General features: G+C 33.7%; 19 protein-coding genes. 5 read left to right on the forward strand and 14 right to left on the reverse strand.

Features of this window, described 5'->3' with window-relative positions; all coding sequences use genetic code 11:
• Window positions 1-139 precede the first annotated feature (139 nt).
• The gene (locus BOW57_RS05945; RefSeq protein ID WP_129053366.1) at window positions 140-1,087 is read right to left on the reverse strand and encodes a 2-hydroxyacid dehydrogenase; all 948 of its coding nucleotides are present in this window, start codon (window positions 1,085-1,087) and stop codon (window positions 140-142) included.
• Window positions 1,088-1,454: 367 nt separating this feature from the next.
• Here BOW57_RS05945 and BOW57_RS05950 point away from each other — a divergent pair, with 367 nt between their 5' ends.
• Together BOW57_RS05950 and nhaA are read left to right on the forward strand one after the other, a co-directional pair.
• Complete coding sequence (locus BOW57_RS05950) at window positions 1,455-2,144, forward strand: alpha/beta hydrolase (RefSeq protein ID WP_129053367.1); 690 nt, start codon at window positions 1,455-1,457, stop codon at window positions 2,142-2,144.
• A 161-nt stretch (window positions 2,145-2,305) separates the two neighbouring features.
• Window positions 2,306-3,448 carry a Na+/H+ antiporter NhaA gene (nhaA, locus tag BOW57_RS05955; protein ID WP_129053368.1) on the forward strand — a complete coding sequence of 381 codons (1,143 nt, stop codon included), beginning with the start codon at window positions 2,306-2,308 and terminating at the stop codon, window positions 3,446-3,448.
• Between the two features lie 71 nt (window positions 3,449-3,519).
• On the opposite strand, the gene proC is transcribed toward nhaA, so the two are convergent.
• The 12 genes from proC to BOW57_RS20585 form a co-directional block, all read right to left on the reverse strand.
• Window positions 3,520-4,296, reverse strand: coding sequence for a pyrroline-5-carboxylate reductase (gene proC / locus BOW57_RS05960; RefSeq protein WP_129053369.1), 777 nt, complete (start codon window positions 4,294-4,296; stop codon window positions 3,520-3,522).
• A gap of 181 nt (window positions 4,297-4,477) precedes the next feature.
• A complete protein-coding gene (mgtE, locus tag BOW57_RS05965) occupies window positions 4,478-5,884 on the reverse strand; it encodes a magnesium transporter (RefSeq protein WP_129053370.1) in 1,407 nt (468 codons plus the stop codon).
• Window positions 5,874-6,653 carry a 16S rRNA (adenine(1518)-N(6)/adenine(1519)-N(6))-dimethyltransferase RsmA gene (gene rsmA / locus BOW57_RS05970; RefSeq protein WP_089053388.1) on the reverse strand — a complete coding sequence of 260 codons (780 nt, stop codon included), beginning with the start codon at window positions 6,651-6,653 and terminating at the stop codon, window positions 5,874-5,876. The genes mgtE and rsmA overlap by 11 nt, the downstream gene beginning before the upstream one ends.
• 154 nt (window positions 6,654-6,807) lie before the next feature.
• Window positions 6,808-7,119: a DUF4286 family protein gene (locus tag BOW57_RS05975; RefSeq protein WP_089053389.1), complete on the reverse strand. Its 312-nt coding sequence runs from the start codon at window positions 7,117-7,119 to the stop codon at window positions 6,808-6,810.
• 138 nt (window positions 7,120-7,257) lie between these two features.
• Window positions 7,258-9,039 carry a tetratricopeptide repeat protein gene (locus tag BOW57_RS05980; RefSeq protein ID WP_129053371.1) on the reverse strand — a complete coding sequence of 594 codons (1,782 nt, stop codon included), beginning with the start codon at window positions 9,037-9,039 and terminating at the stop codon, window positions 7,258-7,260.
• A gap of 60 nt (window positions 9,040-9,099) precedes the next feature.
• A complete protein-coding gene (lgt, locus tag BOW57_RS05985; protein ID WP_129053372.1) occupies window positions 9,100-9,933 on the reverse strand; it encodes a prolipoprotein diacylglyceryl transferase in 834 nt (277 codons plus the stop codon).
• Window positions 9,934-10,027: 94 nt separating this feature from the next.
• Window positions 10,028-11,299 carry a serine--tRNA ligase gene (serS, locus tag BOW57_RS05990; protein ID WP_129053373.1) on the reverse strand — a complete coding sequence of 424 codons (1,272 nt, stop codon included), beginning with the start codon at window positions 11,297-11,299 and terminating at the stop codon, window positions 10,028-10,030.
• A 150-nt stretch (window positions 11,300-11,449) separates the two neighbouring features.
• Window positions 11,450-12,859 (reverse strand): T9SS type A sorting domain-containing protein, encoded by a 1,410-nt coding sequence (locus BOW57_RS05995; RefSeq protein WP_129053374.1) that lies wholly within the window; start codon window positions 12,857-12,859, stop codon window positions 11,450-11,452.
• Window positions 12,860-12,886: 27 nt separating this feature from the next.
• Window positions 12,887-13,777, reverse strand: a complete 891-nt coding sequence (locus tag BOW57_RS06000) for a hypothetical protein (protein ID WP_129053375.1) — start codon at window positions 13,775-13,777, stop codon at window positions 12,887-12,889.
• Window positions 13,778-13,869: 92 nt separating this feature from the next.
• Window positions 13,870-15,414 carry a patatin-like phospholipase family protein gene (locus BOW57_RS06005; protein WP_129053376.1) on the reverse strand — a complete coding sequence of 515 codons (1,545 nt, stop codon included), beginning with the start codon at window positions 15,412-15,414 and terminating at the stop codon, window positions 13,870-13,872.
• Between the two features lie 388 nt (window positions 15,415-15,802).
• Window positions 15,803-16,345 carry a hypothetical protein gene (locus BOW57_RS06010; RefSeq protein ID WP_089053396.1) on the reverse strand — a complete coding sequence of 181 codons (543 nt, stop codon included), beginning with the start codon at window positions 16,343-16,345 and terminating at the stop codon, window positions 15,803-15,805.
• A 52-nt stretch (window positions 16,346-16,397) separates the two neighbouring features.
• Window positions 16,398-16,568, reverse strand: coding sequence for a hypothetical protein (locus BOW57_RS20585; RefSeq protein WP_164973672.1), 171 nt, complete (start codon window positions 16,566-16,568; stop codon window positions 16,398-16,400).
• 196 nt (window positions 16,569-16,764) lie between these two features.
• Here BOW57_RS20585 and BOW57_RS06015 point away from each other — a divergent pair, with 196 nt between their 5' ends.
• The 3 genes from BOW57_RS06015 to BOW57_RS06025 all read left to right on the forward strand — a co-directional run bounded on the left by BOW57_RS06015 (window position 16,765) and on the right by BOW57_RS06025 (window position 18,600).
• A complete protein-coding gene (locus BOW57_RS06015; protein WP_129053377.1) occupies window positions 16,765-17,043 on the forward strand; it encodes a hypothetical protein in 279 nt (92 codons plus the stop codon).
• A gap of 22 nt (window positions 17,044-17,065) precedes the next feature.
• On the forward strand, window positions 17,066-17,623 hold the full coding sequence (locus BOW57_RS06020) for a YdeI family protein (RefSeq protein ID WP_129053378.1): 558 nt from the start codon (window positions 17,066-17,068) through the stop codon (window positions 17,621-17,623).
• A gap of 74 nt (window positions 17,624-17,697) precedes the next feature.
• On the forward strand, window positions 17,698-18,600 hold the full coding sequence (locus tag BOW57_RS06025; protein WP_129053379.1) for a PhzF family phenazine biosynthesis protein: 903 nt from the start codon (window positions 17,698-17,700) through the stop codon (window positions 18,598-18,600).
• A gap of 58 nt (window positions 18,601-18,658) precedes the next feature.
• Here the strand turns inward: BOW57_RS06025 and BOW57_RS06030 are convergent, their stop codons facing one another.
• Complete coding sequence (locus BOW57_RS06030) at window positions 18,659-18,886, reverse strand: CDGSH iron-sulfur domain-containing protein (RefSeq protein ID WP_089053402.1); 228 nt, start codon at window positions 18,884-18,886, stop codon at window positions 18,659-18,661.
• Between the last annotated feature and the right edge of the window lie 468 nt (window positions 18,887-19,354).

Consider the following 19,354-nt stretch of genomic DNA (forward strand, 5'->3'; position numbering starts at 1 on the left):
CTTTGATTATTTCTTCCTTTAATTTTTGTTAAAATCGCAACAATATTATCAAAAATTAATTTTATAAACTAATTATGACGCTAGTTTTTTCACAAGAAAAAACTCGTTATAAACTGTTAACTATTGTAGTTGTCTTTGCTTACTTTTTATAAATGGCTTTTATCTTATCTACAATAACCTGCGCAAGGCGCTCATGGCTTTCAAAAGTCCATCCGGCAATATGTGGTGTTAAGATTACTTTTCTTCCATCTAAAAGATATTGAAAAGCTTCTGGCGTATTTTTATCCTGAAAAAGTGTTTCAAAAGATAGTTTTTCATACTCTAAAACATCCAAACCTGCGCCAAGCACTTTTCCTAACTTCATTGTTGCGACCAAATCTGCCGTTACAATATTTTTACCTCGTGAAGTATTAATAATCCATATTGGCTTTTTGAATTCATTAATAAATGCCGCATCAACCATTTTATCAGTTTCAGGAGTCCACGGAATATGCAAACTCAATACATCGGTTTTTTCATGAAGTTCTTTTAATGATACCTGTCTGGCATTTTCATCGCCTACATTATCTTGAATGTCATAGCACAAAACTTCAACGTCAAATCCTCTCAGTTTTTTTGCAAAAGCCTTACCCATATTTCCATATCCAATAATCCCAACGGTTTTACCATCAAGTTCATGGCCGCGATTACTTTCTCTGTTCCATTGACCAGAGCGAATTTCATAATCGGCAATATTCAATTTATTAAAAAGAGAAAGAATCATTCCTAATGTATGCTCTGCCACAGCATTGCAATTTCCTTCAGGAGCAGCAATTAATTCAATATCTTTATCCAGAGCATAATCACAATCAATACTTTCTAGACCTGCGCCAACTCTTGCAATAAACTGCAAATTGACTGCCTTATCTAAAAACGTTTTGTCGATTTTGAATCGGCTGCGAATTACGATTCCATTATAATCTTGAATTTTCGTCTCAATTTCTTCTTTAGAAGAAGTAAAATCGGCATAATTTTCAAAACCAGCCTCTTCCAGCTGCTTCCATAGAATTGGATGGTTACTGTCGATATGTAGAATTTTTACACTCATTTTTATTTAATTTATTAAAACAAAAATACGTTTAATTCTATTAGTTTTTTATTGATTTATTAATCCTATAAACACTGGCTGTTTTAACGAAACCTGCATATCCTTTTCAATAAATTAAAGAAATCCCTTTCAAACCAACTAATGGCTTTCGCATTCCTTACTTTAACATTACAAAAATTAAAACACTAATAAGAGTTAATCAATTAATTTTCATAATTTTATAGATGCCTGTTACTTTAAAAACGAATCATAAATCTGCCTCATTTTTCTTAACCTTAAAAAAATAATTGACCAACCGTTTAAACAAACTGATATTAAATTCTAATTAAGCAATTTACATTTTAACCACTTAAACAATAAAACAATTATGGCAACACAAGATTTAACTATTATTTTGGTTCACGGAGCGTGGGGAGATGGATCTCATTGGCAATATGTAATTCCTGAACTGGCAAAAAAAGGATATAAAGTGCGCAGTGTTCAAAATCCTTTAACCTCTTTACAAGACGATATAAATAAAACAAAAGATTTAATTGATGCTCAAGACGGCAAGGTATTGCTGGTTGGGCATTCATACGGAGGAGCAGTAATTTCTGGAGCGGGAAACCACGACAAAGTTGCAGGTTTAGTCTATATCGCAGCATTTGCGCCAGATGCAGGAGATAGCTTAGGAGCTCTTTTAGGACGCAGAGCTGGCTCGGGAGGCGCCAGTATCTATCCTGATCCTAAAGGATTTTTATGGATTAAGTATGATGAATTTCACAAATCGTTTGGACAGGATTTAGACGCAGAAAGGGCTTTAGTTATGGCACTGGCTCAAAAACCAATACATGGTCAATGTTTTGGAGATCAAGCAGGCGAACCTGCTTGGAAAACTAAACCTAGCTGGTATCAAATTTCCAATCACGATAATATGATTCCGCCAGAAACTCAAAAAGAAATGTCAGAACAATTAAATGCTAAAAAAATCATTCATTTAGACGCTGGTCATGCTTCTTTAGCATCAAAACCGAAAGAAGTAAGTGCTTTAATTCTAGAAGCTGCCACTGCCCTCTAAAGAAATCTCAAAGCCGCCAATTTTAGGCGGTTTTTTTATGGCTTTAGAAAAGAAATACTTCATTACAAAACTTCAGAATTTTTTATTGGTTATATTTTTTTTAACTTTGAAAAACAGGAGTTAAAGAAAATTCTTTCTTTCTAAATTATTATACCCTTCAAATGAAACTAACCAAAACTTTTAAAGCCTTTTTTGAAAACGAAAAATCAGGCGGGCTGCTTCTATTATTTGTTACGATTGTTTCGTTGTATCTGGCTAATTCTTCTTATTCTGCTGAATATATCTCGTTTTGGGAAAAAGATTTCAATGGCCATTCTATCACACATTGGATTAATGACGGTTTAATGACTATTTTCTTTTTATTAATTGGTTTAGAGTTAGAGAGAGAAATTTATCATGGTGAATTGTCCAGTATAAAAAATGCTTCACTTCCTATAATGGCCGCCTTTGGAGGAATGCTGGTCCCTGCCGCTATATTTCTAGCGTTAAACTTTGGAACAGCGACTCAAAACGGCGCGGGAATTCCAATGGCAACTGATATTGCTTTTGCAATTGGTATTCTTTCACTTTTAGGAAGCAAAGTGCCATCGTCGCTAAAAGTTTTTTTAACCGCTCTAGCAGTTATTGATGATTTGGGCGCTATAATTGTAATTGCAGTATTTTACACCACTTCGATTGCTTTTGTAAATCTTGCTATTGCATTAGGAATATGGGTTTTCTTGTTTGTCTTGAATCGAATGAAAATTCACAATCTAATTCCATACCTAATCGGCGGAGTTGTTATGTGGTATTTTATGCTTAATTCAGGTATTCATGCTACTATTACAGGTGTTATTCTTGCTTTTGTTATTCCATTTGGCAATGGAGATGAGCAATCTTCTTCTTATAAACTGCAGCATTTTTTACACAAACCAGTTGCCTTTGTAATTTTACCTCTTTTTGCTGTTGCAAACACTTGTATCGCGATCGAATCTGACTGGCATGAAGGATTAAATCACCCAAATACTTTTGGAATTATTTTAGGATTAGTAGTTGGAAAACCATTAGGAATCTTACTATTTTCGTCAATTGGTGTTAGTGCCGGATTATGCGCTTTACCTAAAAACTTAAAATGGGCGCATATTTTAGGAGCAGGAATGCTTGGAGGTATTGGTTTTACAATGTCTATTTTTATCACAATTCTTGCTTTTAAAGATCCCGAAACTATAGTATTTTCTAAAATAGCAATTTTAATTGCTTCTGTTCTATCTGGTGTATTTGGGTTTGTTTACCTCAAATATGTTTTAGGAAAGAAAAAAGTCTAAAAATAAAAAATCCTAATTCCCTACTTATCAAGTTTGGAATTAGGATTTTTAAATATTGCTTTTATTTATTCTCAGCCCTTAATTTGTTTCAAAGAAGTCTTAATTCCTTTTATCAATGATGAACTGAAACCATTGTGTTCCATTTCATTTAAACCAACAATTGTACAGCCTTGAGGTGTTGTTACACGGTCGATTAATTGTTCCGGATGTACTTTTTCTTCTAACAACATTTTTGCCGCTCCTTTTACGGTTTGTGCAGCAATTGCCAAAGCTGTGTTTGAATCGAATCCAATTTCAATTCCTGCCTGCATAGAAGCACGAATGTAACGTAAAGCATACGCAGTACCACAAGCGCCTAAAACAGTCGCTGCATCCATTAATTTTTCATCAATTACCGGAGCTGTTCCTAAATCTTGAAATAGGTCGACAATTGGCAGTGCTTTTTCGCGGTCTTTTTCTGGAAAAGAAATACAGGTTGCCGATTCTCCAAACTGTGCCGCAATGTTTGGCATAATACGCACAACTGGATATTGGTTATTTGTTTTGGATTGAAGAACATCCAAAGACAATCCGCTTACTGCCGAAGCAATTGTTTTATTTTGAATAACTGGCAGAATTTCAGCTAAAACGATATCCACTTGATACGGTTTTATGGTTAAAATCACCACATCAGCTTCCTGAATATTATGTTTATTATCATTAGAAACAGTAATTCCGTATTCAGATAAATATTGAATACTTGCAGTGTTTCTTCTTGTTACTGTAACTTGATTGTTTTTTGAAAATTTTGCAATTCCTAAGGCAATAGAAACGCCTAGGTTTCCTCCCCCTATAATATGTACTTTCATCCTGCTTGGTTTTAATTTATTGTTGGCTGATTAACAGCCCATTTTTCGGCATGTAAATTACGTAGATTTTACCCATTTTAAATCACTGTAAGCTATCAATTTGTGGCAAAAATCTAAAAGCCGAGAATCCTTTAGCGGTTGAAAAACCCTAATTCAATGCAGTAAACAAACCTATTTTATTTTATAACAACTTCCCTTTTAAGAGTAAGGACGCAATTGTAAAGTAAATCACTAATCCGGTTACATCAACCAAAGTAGCAACAAAAGGCGCTGATGAAGTTGCGGGATCCAGTTTAAGTTTTTTCAATAAAAAGGGTATCATTGATCCTGAAAGTGTTCCCCACAAAACAATAAATACTAATGAAAGTGAAACTGTCATTCCTATCGCCAACCAATGCTCACCATATTCATACAATCCGCTTTGCTGCCAAACTAAAATTCTAATAAAACCAACAATACCTAAAATCGCACCAAGCAAAAATCCTGAAGCAATTTCCTTTTTCATTACATACCACCAATCCTTTAAAGTAAGTTCCTTTAAGGCCATAGCACGAATAATCAAAGTTGCGGCTTGTGAACCAGAATTTCCTCCACTCGAAATAATAAGCGGTACAAATAAAGCTAGAACAACGGCTTTTTCGATTTCTCCTTCAAAAAATCCCATTGCCGAAGCGGTAAACATTTCACCAATAAACAGAACAACTAACCATGTTGCTCTCTTTTTTACCATTTCACCAAGTCGGGTTTGAACGTAAGGAAGTTCTAACGCTTCAAGACCTCCAAACTTTTGAATATCTTCGGTATCTCTTTTTTCGATTTCATCTTTGATTACATCGATAATATCATCAATTGTAATGCGTCCCACTAAACGTCCTAATTCATCTACTACAGGTATTGCTTCAAGGTCGTATTTATCCATTATTCGAGCAACCTCAACATCTGGTGTTTCAACATTTACAGAATACAATTTTCTAATGTAAATATCTGAAATTTGTGTTTTAGTAGAAGTAGTCAGCAAATCTTTAAGAGATAATCTGCCTTTAAGACGATTTTCATCGTCGACCACATAAATAGAATGTACTCTTGAAACATTTTCGGCTTGAATACGCATTTCTTTCACACAAGTAAGAACGTTCCAGTTTTCATTCACTTTCACTAACTCTTTATGCATGATACCTCCCGCAGTATCTTCATCGTAACGAAGTAAGTCTACAATGCTTTTTGCGTGCTCAACATCCTGAAGTTCCGAGATTACTTCCGCTTTTCTATCTTTCGAAAGTTCACCAATAATATCTGCCGCATCATTCGTTTCAAGCTCATCAAGCTCTTCAGCAATTTCCTTTGGCGAAAGTCTATTTAAGATTTTCTCACGCAAATCATCCTCTAATTCCAAAAGAATTTCGGCTGTTTTCTCGCTGTCTAAAACCTTAAAAATATAAGTAGCATCTGCAATGTCAATTTCGTCAAGTATTTCGGCGAAATCAGCATGGTGCATGTCATTCAATAAAATCTCTAGCTCTTTATTGTTCTTAGCTTGAATAAGCTGTTCTATTTCCTTAATGAGCTCTTTACTGATTTTAAACTCCATCGGCTTCTATTTTTTGAGTCAAAACAATAAATTCCTCGACACTAAGCTGTTCCGGACGTTTATCAAAGATAGTGTCTTCTCGCAGATTATCAGATAAATTTAATGTTTTCAAACTGTTACGTAATGTTTTTCGTCTTTGCTGAAAAGCCGTTTTTACTACTGTAAAAAATAACTTTTCACCACAAGGAAGACTATAATCTTCCTTTCGGGTCATTTTCATCACACCCGACTTGACCTTGGGCGGAGGAATAAAAACATTTTCATCTACCGTAAACAGATACTCAGTATCATAGAAAGCCTGTGCTAAAACAGATAAGATTCCATAGGCTTTGGAGCCTTTTTTCTCGCAGATTCGTTCTGCAACTTCTTTTTGAAACATTCCCGAAAACTCAGGAATCTGGTCTCTAAACTCTAATGTTCTAAAAACAATTTGAGTAGAGATATTATAAGGGAAATTTCCAATTATTGCAAATTGTTTATCTCCGTATACTTCATGTATATTGTATTTCAGAAAATCTTTCGAGATAATCTGATCTTTTAATTTTGGATAGTTCTCCCCTAAATACGCCACAGATTCGGTGTCAATTTCGATCACGTGAGTATTAATTGGTTTCTCGAGCAAATACTTAGTAAGCACACCCATCCCAGGTCCTATTTCTAAAACCTCTTCATATCCCTTTAAGCTCAAAGTATCGGCAATTGCTTTTGCAATACTTTCGTCTTTAAGGAAATGTTGTCCTAAGTGTTTTTTGGCTTTTACTTTTTCCATTTTCTATCTTGTTTTGCCGCGAGGGCGCAAAAGTATTCTTTTTGCTGCAAAGGCTCAAACTTTTTTACGACTAAGACTCAAAGACACAAAGTTTTATTTAGTTTTTGTTCCGATTTTATAACTAAAAGCGCAAAACCGAGATTAAAAACTCAAACTAGTGCTCTGAAATAAGCTCCAATTCTGTTCTAAAAGAGAGCATTTTATCAGCAAATAATTCTAATGCTTCTTGTCTTAATTTAGGCGCGTCTTCAAGGTAATACTTTTCTAAAGTAGCCTTGCTGTCTGTTATATATTGAACGGAATATGTAATACCTCCCATTTCCTCTTCAACTAAAACTCTCACAATTCTTGCCGATGAGAATTTTTGAGTTGCTAAAACTTCTGGTATGTGTTTTTCCTGCATCCATTTTAACCATTGGTCGTGAACGCTTTCGTGTATATTGGTTGTAACGTTGTAAATAATCATTTTTTCTAAAGATTCTGAGATTCTGAGGTATTTAAGATGCTGATTTTTTTTTCTTTATAAGCTCTTAATCCCTTATTGAATCATCGTTTTATTAATTCTTTTTTTTGGAATTTGGAATTTGTTCTTTGGAATTTAATTTTACAAATTCTTATCCCCTCTTAACTCTCGGTATTTTTTTCTGGCATCAACAAAGTAAATACTATCCTGATGATTAAAAATTACCTTTTCATATAAAGGCTTTGCCTTTTCTGTATCATGCAATTCGTCGTTGTAAATTTCTGCCGAAAAAAACAGCGCTTCATCAACATAAATTCCGTCACTATGGTGATCGATAATTTGCTGGTATTGGCTTAAAGCCGAATTGTAATCCTTCAAACTCTCGTAAATTTTACCTAAACGCAACATTGTAACAGCTTCAATTTCCTGTCCTTTATAAGCCTTTAATATGCTTTGAAACTGTGCAATTGCTTCTTGTTTTTTATTCTGATAAATTAAAAAATCACCTTTTGCAAACTGTTTCAAAGCTGTTTGTGTCGAATCGGCAGCTTTATTATCGTTTATTAACAAAAAATACTCTAGAGCATCATTGGCAATCAATTGTGTATTTGCCGATTTTAATGCTTTAAACTGTGTTAAAGCCCACTCAAAATCAGTTTTAAAATAACTTGTTTTAGCGGCTTTTAAACTTGCTTCATACACCATAACATCATTCTTTAGATCTAATTGAATCTGCGAATAATAAATTAATGCCTGATTGAATTTTTCCTCTAATAACAAAATATCTGCAAGTTCCATCTTGGCATCTGCCTGCTGATATGCATTCAAATTTAATTCCAGCGCTTTTTTTACAATCGCCTTGGCTTCTTCTGTCTTTTTTAGATTAAAAGCTAAAAAATGCGCTTGAATTAATTGCAAAGATAAGGTAAAAGGAGTTATTTCGTAAGTTGTGAGCAATTGCTGTAACTCATTTGTAATTGCAGGATACTCTTTTTCCTGTGCTTTATTTATTTTAATCTGCATTAAACGGGCGTTGCTCTCTACCAATAAATCTAAATCTTTGGTGTTTTGAAGAATAAAATTTAAAATTTCTTCTGCCGTATCCGTATCATCTTCATTTATGGCAAACTGGCTCAGATTTACAATGCTTATCAATGATTCTGGTTCGCGTTTGTAAATTGCTTTCTCTTGAATAAATGCTTTTCCAAATTCTTTCTGCTGTACATAAAACCAGCTTAGATAATGATTCCAAAAAACATCTTGATCTTTTTGCGTTTTTAAAATCAAGGCTTTTCGCATAGCATCTTTAAATGCAGTATTATCTGTTTCGCCATTCATAAAACGGGAAAGCTGCGTTTGTATCAAATTGGAATTTTGCGGATTCTGATACGATTCTGTCAGCAGCATATCAATCATTAGATCTGTTTTCCCAAGCTGACCGTATAACATCCCGATTTGGAAGTTAAAATTATAATTGGGCTGTACCTGCATTCCCATTTGATAAGCTTTCACCGCATATTCAAGCAAAACTTTTTTCTCAAAAGAATTACCAATTCCGTAAACATCATTAGGGCTTGTTTTGATTTTATCGATTGCCTGCTCGTAGTACGATTTAGCCTTAGAATCATTTTTTTGTAACTGAAAATTATATCCTAATTCAACTAAAAAAACACCTTGCTTGTATTTGTTATAGCGATCCTGAATCGTTTTTTCGGCAACATCATACATTTGCAGCTGTTGGTAACAATCTACCGTTCTTAAAAAATACTGCGTATTAGAGGGAGAACCTTTTAAAAGCTCCTCATAAATCAGTTTAGCTTTTTCAAAATCGCCTTTCTCGTAATAATTATTTGCCAGTTGCTCGTTTTGCGCGAATACAAAACCAGACCACAACAAAACGATATAGATAAAGATGTTTTTCATATTCAGCTTATTAAGTTGCGGCTTTTACTTACCTGTTTCAGAATCTGAACACAGTAATTATCAAATTCCTGCGTAATCATTTTTTTGTCTTGACTTTAAAACAATCAAAACTATGCCTATAATTATAAAAGGAATACTCAATAATTGTCCCATATTAAAAAGCATATTATTCTCGAAACTTTCTTGATTTTCCTTAAAAAATTCAATTATAAATCTAGCTAAAAACAATAATGTCAAAAAGGTTCCAAAAATCAATCCGTTGGCATTTCTAATTCTTTCTGATTTATACATTTTAAACAAAATACCAAAAATCACTAAATAAGCAAATGCTTCATACAGTTGGGTTGGATGTCTCGGAATCATATCGTCTCTTTGAAAAACAACGCCCCAATTTCCGTTAGTAGCTTTTCCGTAGATTTCAGAATTCATAAAATTCCCAAACCTGATAAATGCTCCTGTTACCGGAACTCCAACTGCCATTTTATCTAAAAGCCACAAAAACTTTACATGATATTTTCGACAGTATAAAACTAATGCAATAAGAACTCCTATTGATCCGCCGTGACTCGCTAAACCTTGATATCCAACAAATTTATAAACTCCTGCTGTTTCTTTTATCGGCAAAAGAATTTCTACTGGATGCTGCATAAAATATTCAGGCTCATAGAAAAAAACATGCCCTAATCTTGCGCCCAAAATTGTTCCAACAATTACATAAACCAACAGACTGTCAAGATTCTCGACAGAAAGATTTTCCTTTTTGTAAATATTCCTTACGATATAATATCCTAATAAAAGTCCGCAAGCAAAAAGCGCTCCGTAATACTTTAAAGGAAAACTATCAGTTATCCAATAAATAACAGGATCTACATTCCAATTTAACACTCCATTCATCCTCTTCAATTTTAATTATGCTGACTGTTACAATTAAGAAAACCTAACAAGTTTAAAAAAACCTGTTAGGTTTAACCCTAAATGTACGAAATTTTTAATTTATGATGTCAAAACCACAGTAAGGGCGTAAAACTTCTGGAATTACGATTCCTTCTGGTGTTTGATAATTTTCTATAATTCCTGCTAAAACTCTAGGCAAAGCCAATGAACTTCCGTTTAATGTGTGTGCCAATTGGTTTTTACCATCTTTGTCTTTAAAACGCAGTTTTAAGCGGTTTGCTTGAAAAGTTTCGAAGTTAGAAACTGAACTAATTTCTAACCAACGATCCTGCGCCGTAGAAAACACTTCAAAATCATAGGTTAAAGCTGATGTGAAACCCATATCACCTCCGCATAAACGTAAAATTCTGTATGGTAATTTTAGTTCCTGCAAAATGTTCTTTATATGCTCTACCATTCCGTCAAGCGCTTGGTATGAATTATCTGGGTGCTCTACACGAACGATTTCAACTTTATCAAATTGATGCAAACGGTTTAATCCGCGTACGTGCGCTCCATATGAACCTGCTTCACGACGGAAACATGGTGTATAAGCGGTGTGTAAAACTGGCAATTCACTTTCGTTTAAAATAACGTCGCGGAATAAATTGGTAACCGGCACCTCAGCTGTTGGAATCAAATATAAATCATCAACTCCAGCGTGATACATTTGCCCTTCTTTATCTGGCAATTGCCCAGTTCCGTAACCTGAAGCTTCATTTACCAAATGCGGCACTTGAACTTCGTTATATCCTGCAGCAGTATTTTTGTCTAAAAAGTAATTGATTAAAGCACGTTGCAAACGAGCTCCTTTTCCTTTATAAACAGGGAAACCAGCTCCAGTAATTTTTACACCCAACTCAAAATCGATAATGTCGTATTTTTTAACCAATTCCCAGTGAGGTTGTGCACCTTCATGCAAAACTGGAATATCACCTTCTTGAAAAACATTCAAATTATCATCTGGAGTTTTTCCTTCAGGAACAATATCTGCTGGAAGATTTGGAAGTGTGTATAATTTATTAGTCAGCTCAACAGCCAAAGCTTCTGCTTTTTCGCCAAGTTCTTTGCTTTTTTCTTTTAATGAAACGGTTTTTTCTTTTAAAATTGCGGCTTTTGATTTCTCTCCCGCTTTCATTAATTCGCCTATGTCTTTGGATAATTTATTAGATTCAGATAAAATATTGTCTAGCTCAACTTGCGCAGCACGACGGTTTTCATCTAATTTCACCACCTCTTCAACAACGCTTTTAGCATCGATATTTCGTTTTGCTAAAGCCTTGATTACTTTCTCCTGATTTTCTCTAATAAATGCGATTTGTAACATAGCTTGTTTTTTATAACTATTGTATATTTTTTATAACGGAAGCAAATTTAAGCAAATGTTTCCTAAGATTATGACAAAGTTTTTGAGGAAAGAGATATTTCCCACAGATGCATGTGGTTTATCTGAAGGTTTATAAAGAAATTTTAAAATTTATTCTTTTATCATTTTAAAAGTTTGAACTGAACCGTCAACTGTGATCTTTAAAATATAAAATCCCGAAAGCAAACCCGAAACATTTATCGTTCCATCGCTTGTTTTTCCTTTTAAAACAGACACGGACTCAAAGTTAAAAAACTCAAAATCATAGTTTTTAGCACCTAAATTCTCAACTGTAATTGTCGTCACGGCAGGATTTGGAAAAATAAAAGGCTTGCTCTTTCCCTCTTCTTTTGACGGCATATTATTGCAGGCATTTTCTAAAAGCATATCGAGATCAAATTCATCATACGTTAAAGTATAATTAAGTTCTTTTGCTTTTGTAAACAACTTACAGGCATCATTATATTTTTTTTGATCCAGATAAATGATTCCGAGATTTTTCATCGCGTAGGAATTGTTTTTATCCATCTCCAACGCCATTTTTAAATCGGCAATTCCTTTGTCCGATTCTCCAAGTTTATGATAAATTAAACCTCTTGTTGTTCTTAAATCTCGTCCTCCATATGCTGTTGTTCTTTCGATAATAGCACTTTCAGATACAAAGGCAAACATGATATTATCCATTGCTTTTTCGTACTCGCCAATATCGCTGTACAATCTGGCAAGTCCCCATCTGGCGTGTGCATGATCGGGTTTTGCTGCTATAATTTTCTCTAAATAATAACGCGCCAAATCATACGATTTTCGCTGTTGCAACAATGTTGCAAAATTATATAAAATGCGATAATCATTGGGTGCATTCTGGATTGCTTTAAAATAATAATGAAAGGCAAAACTTTCCATTTCGAGTGATCCATAAATGCTTGCCATACGATCATAAAGCTTACTGCGAAAAGCAGCAGCTTTCTTTTGCGCTGAATCTGATAAAACCAAATTCTTGTTTTTAGGATCTCTATCAATACTATATTCAACCTTTTTTAAATCCTCAATGGCCAATGTTGTATTACCAAGGCTGATTCTTAAAACTCCTCGATTATAGAGATCGTTAATTCTTGTTGGATTAAAATTAGTTTTTGCATTAATTTCTGTCAGCATTTTTAATGCTTTCTTGACTGTTTCTTCTCGGTCTTTATTAAAAGGCAGTTTATGATCTACTCTGCTGGTTAGTTTTCGGTGCACAAAATTCCACGTTACGAGTTTTTCACCTTGTTTGTTGAACTGAAAACAATCGCCGTTCTTTTTGCCATCTTCGTCAAAATAGAAAACTTCATTTAGTTTCCCGCTTGAATAATAGGTTTTAGAACTGTCTGGCTTTTTATCGGCTCCATACCAAATCTCGATAGAAACTACTTTATCGTCATAAAAATACCGCGTCACATTACTAGACACTTGCCTTTCCTTTTCTTGTGCCAACAAGAAAACAGGTAAAATCAATAAAACAAAAAGTATTTTTTTTAGCATTTATTTAGTTTCTATATGCGTACAAAATTATAAAAATCGGCTTTGATCGTCTTTTTTAAACGTGTAGATCTTGCCATTGTATCGCAGCCTTTGAAATTCTTTTTTAACTTTTAAATCATTCATTTTCTCAATATCATTTTCTAAGTCTTCCTCTGCAGCGGCTTCGTATGAAAATATTTTTGAAACCAATAAATCATAAAATCCATTTGACTGCGCATCAGAAATACTAATGCCGGTTTCGAGCGTTTCGATTTGATAGGTACCGCTTCCGTCTGAATCTCCATTTACTGACCGAATTGGATATTCGTATAACAATTTCTTCATTTTATTTCCGTCGAAAGTCATAATCGTAAGCTTTTCCTCAGAATACACTACAACTCTGCTGTTGGAATACACCGCTGTGGTAAAAGCAATTGCTTGATTCTTTTCATCCAGTTTCAATAGATTTTTCAAAATATAGGTTTTGCCAACTCTTAAACCTTCATTTTCATAATAACCAAGACCAGCATCAGATTCTTCAGCTAGAATTTTCCCGTCGCTGTTGTTTACGAAAACATATTTTCTTTCGTAAAAATTACCTCTATTTTCATCTTTTGATTTATTCTCTTTTCTAACAATACAAATCGCGAAAAAAGTTATTTCATCACTGTATTTAATCGAGCTGACATCTTCTATTTTAACAGTTTTGTATTCGATTTTTAAATTTTCGGATGCTTTTTTGAGCAGACTTAAATCTAATTCGTCAGAAGAAATTATATATTCACTATTCTTGAAAATCAGTTTTTCAACTGGTTTAGGTGTCTCTGTTTTTAGAGCCAGCGACGAAGCATTTTCCTCAATGATTTCTTTCTCTTTTTTTCCACAAGAGGATAAAAATAGAAAAATGCCACTGAGAATTAAGTAGGTTTTAATTCTCATTGTTCTTGATTTTAATAATTAGGGGCTGCCAAATATAAAATAATCTGCTTACCCTTTTTAATTAAAATCATTTTTTTAAGAGAGTTCTTAATTTACTTATACTCTACAAGCAATTCTCTTAATTCATTTGTTTTCAAAAATACCACAAAACGTCCGGATAAAAGTAAGACATCTCTTTCCTGAGCGGTAATTCGTAATTTTGTTTCAACGTGAGAAGCGTATTCATACAACAGTAAAACTTCGCTTGCAGTCAATTCTGGAAATTTATCTTTATCAAGTGTTGCTACTATTATTTCGCCGTCTTTATCTTTTTTAAAAGCGCTATCGCCAAATCTAGTGACTAAATCTTCTTTAAAATTAGCAAACAACTTAATCCAGCTGCCGGAATCGTCGTTTGTTCCTTTCAATTCTGCCACTAAATCATTGTAATCTTGATCTTTCTCCATTTTCAACAAGTGATCACGAATTGTAGTAAAACCAATTATCTGATAATTCTTAACAGGAATCTTATATCTTTCAAAAGTACTTTCTACATCTTTATCAAAAGTCATATATCGCGTTTGAACCGTATAAAGAGAAGCCGTTTCAAACAACGAAAGAAGCCCTATTTTCGTGTCGTTTATATAAGGTTCCTTTTTTCCCTGACCGAGACAATCAATAAAAACGGCTTTTTTATTTTTATCATTTACTTTAGTATCGCTGTGAAGTACCTCAGCCAAAGTTTTATATCCCATATTATCCGAAGCGCCGCCGTCTATAATACACAATATTTTACTTTGATCTTTGACACCAAATTTAACCTTTGGCAAAACACCTGGAAAGGCAGAACTTGCCGTAATACCATACGTTACAGGAAAATTATATCCGTCATTAATTTCACTTTCATTTAATGGCAAAGCAGCTCTATTTGGCGCAAGCGATGCATTAAGTTTTAATCCTTTAATAATATGCGGCATAAACGGAATTCGTTCTCCATTATTAAAAGCAGTTCCATTAGCAATAAACATTGGCATCAAAGGCACAACATTACTCTCTTTTGGAATAAAAAAATCAGACAGCAGCATTTGTTTTCCAAATTTATCTTTGTTGTCAGGATTTATAGCATCGTATTGCAAAATATCGGCATCTATGCGCTGTGTCATTGATACTCGATCTCCTTTTTCGTTACGACTGTTATTTAAAAGCGACAATATATTGGCCGATTTATCGACATAGTCTTTGTAAGCATCTGCCTTTGAAAAATAAAACTCGTTGAAAGAACAGTTGTCTTGAAATAATTTATTCTTAAGAATGGTTAAATAATATCCAGCCGAAAAACAACCGCCCGAAACTGTCGAATAATAGTCGATTTCGTTCAAGAAATTGCGCTGCAGATTGTTTTCGCTAATTTCTTCAAGTCCAAGAAGAACTCCCATGCTGAAAAACTGTGCTCTTGAACCGCCTCCAGAAATACTTATGCCGAGTGCAATATTAGGATTCTGAAAACTGGGATCTCTTTCCTGAACTGATTTATAATCATTTAAAGAAACTGCAGGAATGGAACTGTAATTGATTTCAGAAAAAAGATTGATTTTGTTTTGAGAAATTGCTGTTTGCACAAAAAGAACAAGCAAAATTTGGCAGTATTTATTTCTCATTTTGGGTCTTTTTAAAATCTGTAAAACACTCAAAGCGAAATTAATAAAGTTATTTCACAAAATAATAGCAGGACTGCGTAAAGATTTGTTAAGTTTTCTCTGTTAGGTATAGTTCTTCCAACACATAGAAACATTGCTTTTGCAATCGAAAATTAGGCGTTTCACTTTTTTTTAAATACATATAGCTATGCTATGCGAAAGAAACATGTTTCTTTTTGTATCCATTTTTAGATATAAATCTATGTTTCTATGTGTTAGATTATTTTTTAGCCAACTACAAACCAACAGGCTAAGCAGTACTCTTAGTGAGGCCTTACTCCTTTTTAACTAACAGTTTCAAAAAGAGTAACTAATCACAAAACCTTTGAACCTTTGAACCTTAAAAAAATTACGCTCTTTTTATTTCGTGTCCAACAAACTCTTCCAAAACTGCAAATATTTCATCTACAGGAAGCACTTCAAAATCAGGGTGATTTTTTAGGAAATTGGCATTTAATTCTACCAAGTTTTCATCTAATTCAAAATAAGTATTATTGTTCAGCAAGTCTCTTGTTGGGTTTACACCTTCAAACTTCCCTTTAAGAAATTTAGCGATTTTTACGCTGCTTAGTAATTTCACTCTTTTTGCTTGTGCCTGAAATAACTCTAAATGTTTTTCGGCACCAATCAAAGTCAAACCTTCTTCAATCAATTCGTTTAATTCCTTATTCCAACCAGAATTATAGACAAACTGCGAAAAATTACCAGCTGCATACTGCGACGCATAATAATCTAAATAATAACTCAACAAAGCATCTTCATGAATCAAATCGTCATCTACTTTTTCTTCACGCATCAGGTTGATTACCGAAATATTGGAGTTGATAATATCCTGTGGATTTTCACTTTCCATTGCTGTTTCAGAAACTATAATTCTACCGAATTCCTCCATTTTGTTTTATTTTGAGATTATTTTTAAATTAAAGACTAAGAAATCTACCAAGTTAAACCGCGCCAGATTGGTCATTCTTCTTCATTTCATTCATTTTCGCAACTAAAGCTTTCAATCGTAAAGCACGCTCTCTTTTTTCTTCTTGAAGTTTAGCCTTTTTACGATTTAGTAATTTGGTATGTAAAGCCTTGTTTTTAGTATTCTTTTCGGGTCCTTTTGCCATGATTCACATCCTTACTGTTTTGCTTTGCAAATTTCGTCCAAATAATGATATAATCAACAATAATTTTTTGGGAGTTTCCTGTAAACTATTTATTAGTATCTCTAATAAAAACAGCATTTATTTGAACCATATTTTTTTTGTAAGTTTATTACGGAATTAAAATAGTACCTATAAAAATCTTGAAACTGCCAATTCTATGAGTTTACCAAAAAATATAACCTTATTCTATGTGGCAGGAATTCTCTCTATTATTATTGGAATTATTTACGCTGTAATCCTGATAAACGGAAGTTCTGCCCCAGATGGATTAATGGGAATTTATATTTTGTTTTGGTTAATTCCCGTTTTTGCAATTGTATTAATAGATCGTTTTTTAGTCAAAAAATTTGGAAACCAAAAAGTTAATAAAGTTCAATTCTCTTTTTTGTTATTCATTGTACTTTTATGGATTATTAGAGCTATTGCTAATTTGTAGAAATCTTTTAACTGCATAAAACATGACACCAATCTTCTTCCCAACCCCAGAAAAATTTAGAGAATGGCTGGAAAAAAATCATGATAAAGAAACTGAACTTATAGTAGGTTTTTATAAAATGAGCACCAAAAAACCATCAATGACCTGGTCAGAATCTGTAGATCAGGCGCTTTGTTTTGGCTGGATTGACAGTGTTCGAAAATCAATTGACGAAGAAAGTTATTCGAACAGATTTACACCCAGAAAAAAAACAAGCAATTGGAGCGCCATTAACATCAAAAAAGTCGAAGAACTTACCAAGGCAGGACTTATGAGAGAAGCCGGATTAAAAGCTTTTGAATTAAGATCTGACGCAAAATCTGGAATTTACTCTTATGAAAAAGAACCCGAAATTCTAAATCCTGAATTTGAAAAACAATTTAAAGCCAATGAACCGGCTTGGAACTTTTTCGACAATCAAGCCCCATCGTACAAAAAAGTTATGATTCACTGGATTATGAGCGCTAAACAAGAAAAAACCAGACTTTCGAGATTGGAAAAAGCAATAAACATAAGTGCTGAACAAAAACGAATGTTGTAAAAGCTGTTGTTTTCGTATTTTTTAAGCACTAACTTTATTCCGTCTAAAAAAGTGTAAGCTAAAAAGAAAAAGGAATGGAAGGAAGAAAAGCATTAGAATATTATGTTTTGGATGTATTTTCAAACGAAAGCTACAAAGGAAACCCGCTTTCGGTAGTTTTTACAAACGGTAATTTAGAACTAGAAACCTATCAAAACATCTCCAAAGAATTTGGCTATTCCGAAACTTCATTTGTTTATTATTCTCCAGCGCAAAAAGCATTAAACGTGCGTTCATTTACTCCAACAGGAATCGAAATTGACGGTGCAGGACATAATTTATTAGGAGCTGTCTGCGGAGCTTTATTAAAAGGAATACCCATATTTAAAGAACAAGACGAAAATGCTCGTTTCGTAATCATGAAACACGCAGCAATTCCTTTAACCGTAAGTTTTGATCCCGTAAGCTTTTATCCTGTTGTACAAATGCATCAGAAATCGGCTGTTATTAAACAAGAAATACCAACCTACAAATTAGCAGTTGCACTTGGTTTAAAAATTGAAGATTTAGACAGCAACGATTTTGTTCCCACAATCGTTAAAACTGAAGTTTCGCATACTATGGTTCCCATTAAAAACAGTCAAATCCTGAACGATTGTATTCCAGACCCAAAACTGTTAATCGAAATTTCGAAAGAATATCAATCTGAAGGTTTTTATTGCTTTACCATAAAAGGTCAAAATGAAGAACATATTGCCGAAACTAGATTTTTTAATCCAATAATCGGAATTTATGAAGATCCCGCAACAGGAACTGCCGCAGGCCCGTTAATTGGATTTTTAACTCAAAAGAAACAAGCAAAACTCAATCACGAATATAAAATCCTGCAAGGCGTAAAATTAAATCAGCCTTCAATTATTGAAGTTATGAATCGCGAAAATGATATTTTGGTTGGCGGTTCATCCATAATAACAATGAAAGGAGAACTTTATCTATAAACAAAAAAGCTGCATCTAGAAAATGCAGCTTTTTTTTATATTCAAATTAGAAAAAATCTTAATTTGTTTTCATTGGAGGTAAATCGAATGCAACAGATTCGTGTTCGAAATTATTTCTGTGTCCGCCATCGCAAAATGGTTTGTTTGCCGATAATCCGCAACGGCAAAGACCAAGTGCAGATCTTCCTTGTAATCCGTATACAGCTCCTTCTGAATCCATGATTTCAAAATCACCTTCGATTTTGATTGATCCATTTTTATTGATGATTAATTTTGTCTTGCTCATAAACTTGTTTTTTAGTTTTTTTTCGGAAGGCAAAGATTGCGAAATAAATCTTGAAGATTTTAGTCGCAAGGCTAGTTTAAACTGGTTCTATTTTAATGGAGATTTACCACAAATATTGTTAGACTGAGCGAAGTCGAAGTCTCTCAAAGATTTTATATTTATTTACGCTGAAATAATCTCGCAAAGTTGCAGAATCGCAAAGTTTTACTTCATTTTATGTCATTTCGACGTTAGGAGAAATCTTCGCGAGAAACACCATACCTAAAATCTCCAATCTTTGTCGAGCTGCTTACGAAGATTTCTCCTAACGTCGAAATGACAAGATTGTGTGAAACTAGCACAGGCTTCGACTTCGCTCAGCCTGACAAAACGGTTAAAAAACTTTGCGCCTCTGCGACTTTACGAGATTAAAAAACTCAGCGAATGGCTGCGTAATAACAAAATCTCAATTCTATTGCTTATTTTTGC

Source organism: Flavobacterium sp. YO64 (genome assembly GCF_004119505.1).
In the GTDB taxonomy this organism is placed as follows: Bacteria; Bacteroidota; Bacteroidia; order Flavobacteriales; family Flavobacteriaceae; genus Flavobacterium; species Flavobacterium oncorhynchi.

What these genes read in the sequence shown, in the direction of transcription:
- BOW57_RS05945 (WP_129053366.1), bottom strand. Translation starts at nt 1,087, where the DNA reads ATGAGTGTAAAAATTCTACATATCGACAGTAACCATCCAATTCTATGG.
- BOW57_RS05950 (WP_129053367.1), top strand. Translation starts at nt 1,455, where the DNA reads ATGGCAACACAAGATTTAACTATTATTTTGGTTCACGGAGCGTGGGGA.
- nhaA (WP_129053368.1), top strand. Translation starts at nt 2,306, where the DNA reads ATGAAACTAACCAAAACTTTTAAAGCCTTTTTTGAAAACGAAAAATCA.
- proC (WP_129053369.1), bottom strand. Translation starts at nt 4,296, where the DNA reads ATGAAAGTACATATTATAGGGGGAGGAAACCTAGGCGTTTCTATTGCC.
- mgtE (WP_129053370.1), bottom strand. Translation starts at nt 5,884, where the DNA reads ATGGAGTTTAAAATCAGTAAAGAGCTCATTAAGGAAATAGAACAGCTT.
- rsmA (WP_089053388.1), bottom strand. Translation starts at nt 6,653, where the DNA reads ATGGAAAAAGTAAAAGCCAAAAAACACTTAGGACAACATTTCCTTAAA.
- BOW57_RS05975 (WP_089053389.1), bottom strand. Translation starts at nt 7,119, where the DNA reads ATGATTATTTACAACGTTACAACCAATATACACGAAAGCGTTCACGAC.
- BOW57_RS05980 (WP_129053371.1), bottom strand. Translation starts at nt 9,039, where the DNA reads ATGAAAAACATCTTTATCTATATCGTTTTGTTGTGGTCTGGTTTTGTA.
- lgt (WP_129053372.1), bottom strand. Translation starts at nt 9,933, where the DNA reads ATGAATGGAGTGTTAAATTGGAATGTAGATCCTGTTATTTATTGGATA.
- serS (WP_129053373.1), bottom strand. Translation starts at nt 11,299, where the DNA reads ATGTTACAAATCGCATTTATTAGAGAAAATCAGGAGAAAGTAATCAAG.
- BOW57_RS05995 (WP_129053374.1), bottom strand. Translation starts at nt 12,859, where the DNA reads ATGCTAAAAAAAATACTTTTTGTTTTATTGATTTTACCTGTTTTCTTG.
- BOW57_RS06000 (WP_129053375.1), bottom strand. Translation starts at nt 13,777, where the DNA reads ATGAGAATTAAAACCTACTTAATTCTCAGTGGCATTTTTCTATTTTTA.
- BOW57_RS06005 (WP_129053376.1), bottom strand. Translation starts at nt 15,414, where the DNA reads ATGAGAAATAAATACTGCCAAATTTTGCTTGTTCTTTTTGTGCAAACA.
- BOW57_RS06010 (WP_089053396.1), bottom strand. Translation starts at nt 16,345, where the DNA reads ATGGAGGAATTCGGTAGAATTATAGTTTCTGAAACAGCAATGGAAAGT.
- BOW57_RS20585 (WP_164973672.1), bottom strand. Translation starts at nt 16,568, where the DNA reads ATGGCAAAAGGACCCGAAAAGAATACTAAAAACAAGGCTTTACATACC.
- BOW57_RS06015 (WP_129053377.1), top strand. Translation starts at nt 16,765, where the DNA reads ATGAGTTTACCAAAAAATATAACCTTATTCTATGTGGCAGGAATTCTC.
- BOW57_RS06020 (WP_129053378.1), top strand. Translation starts at nt 17,066, where the DNA reads ATGACACCAATCTTCTTCCCAACCCCAGAAAAATTTAGAGAATGGCTG.
- BOW57_RS06025 (WP_129053379.1), top strand. Translation starts at nt 17,698, where the DNA reads ATGGAAGGAAGAAAAGCATTAGAATATTATGTTTTGGATGTATTTTCA.
- BOW57_RS06030 (WP_089053402.1), bottom strand. Translation starts at nt 18,886, where the DNA reads ATGAGCAAGACAAAATTAATCATCAATAAAAATGGATCAATCAAAATC.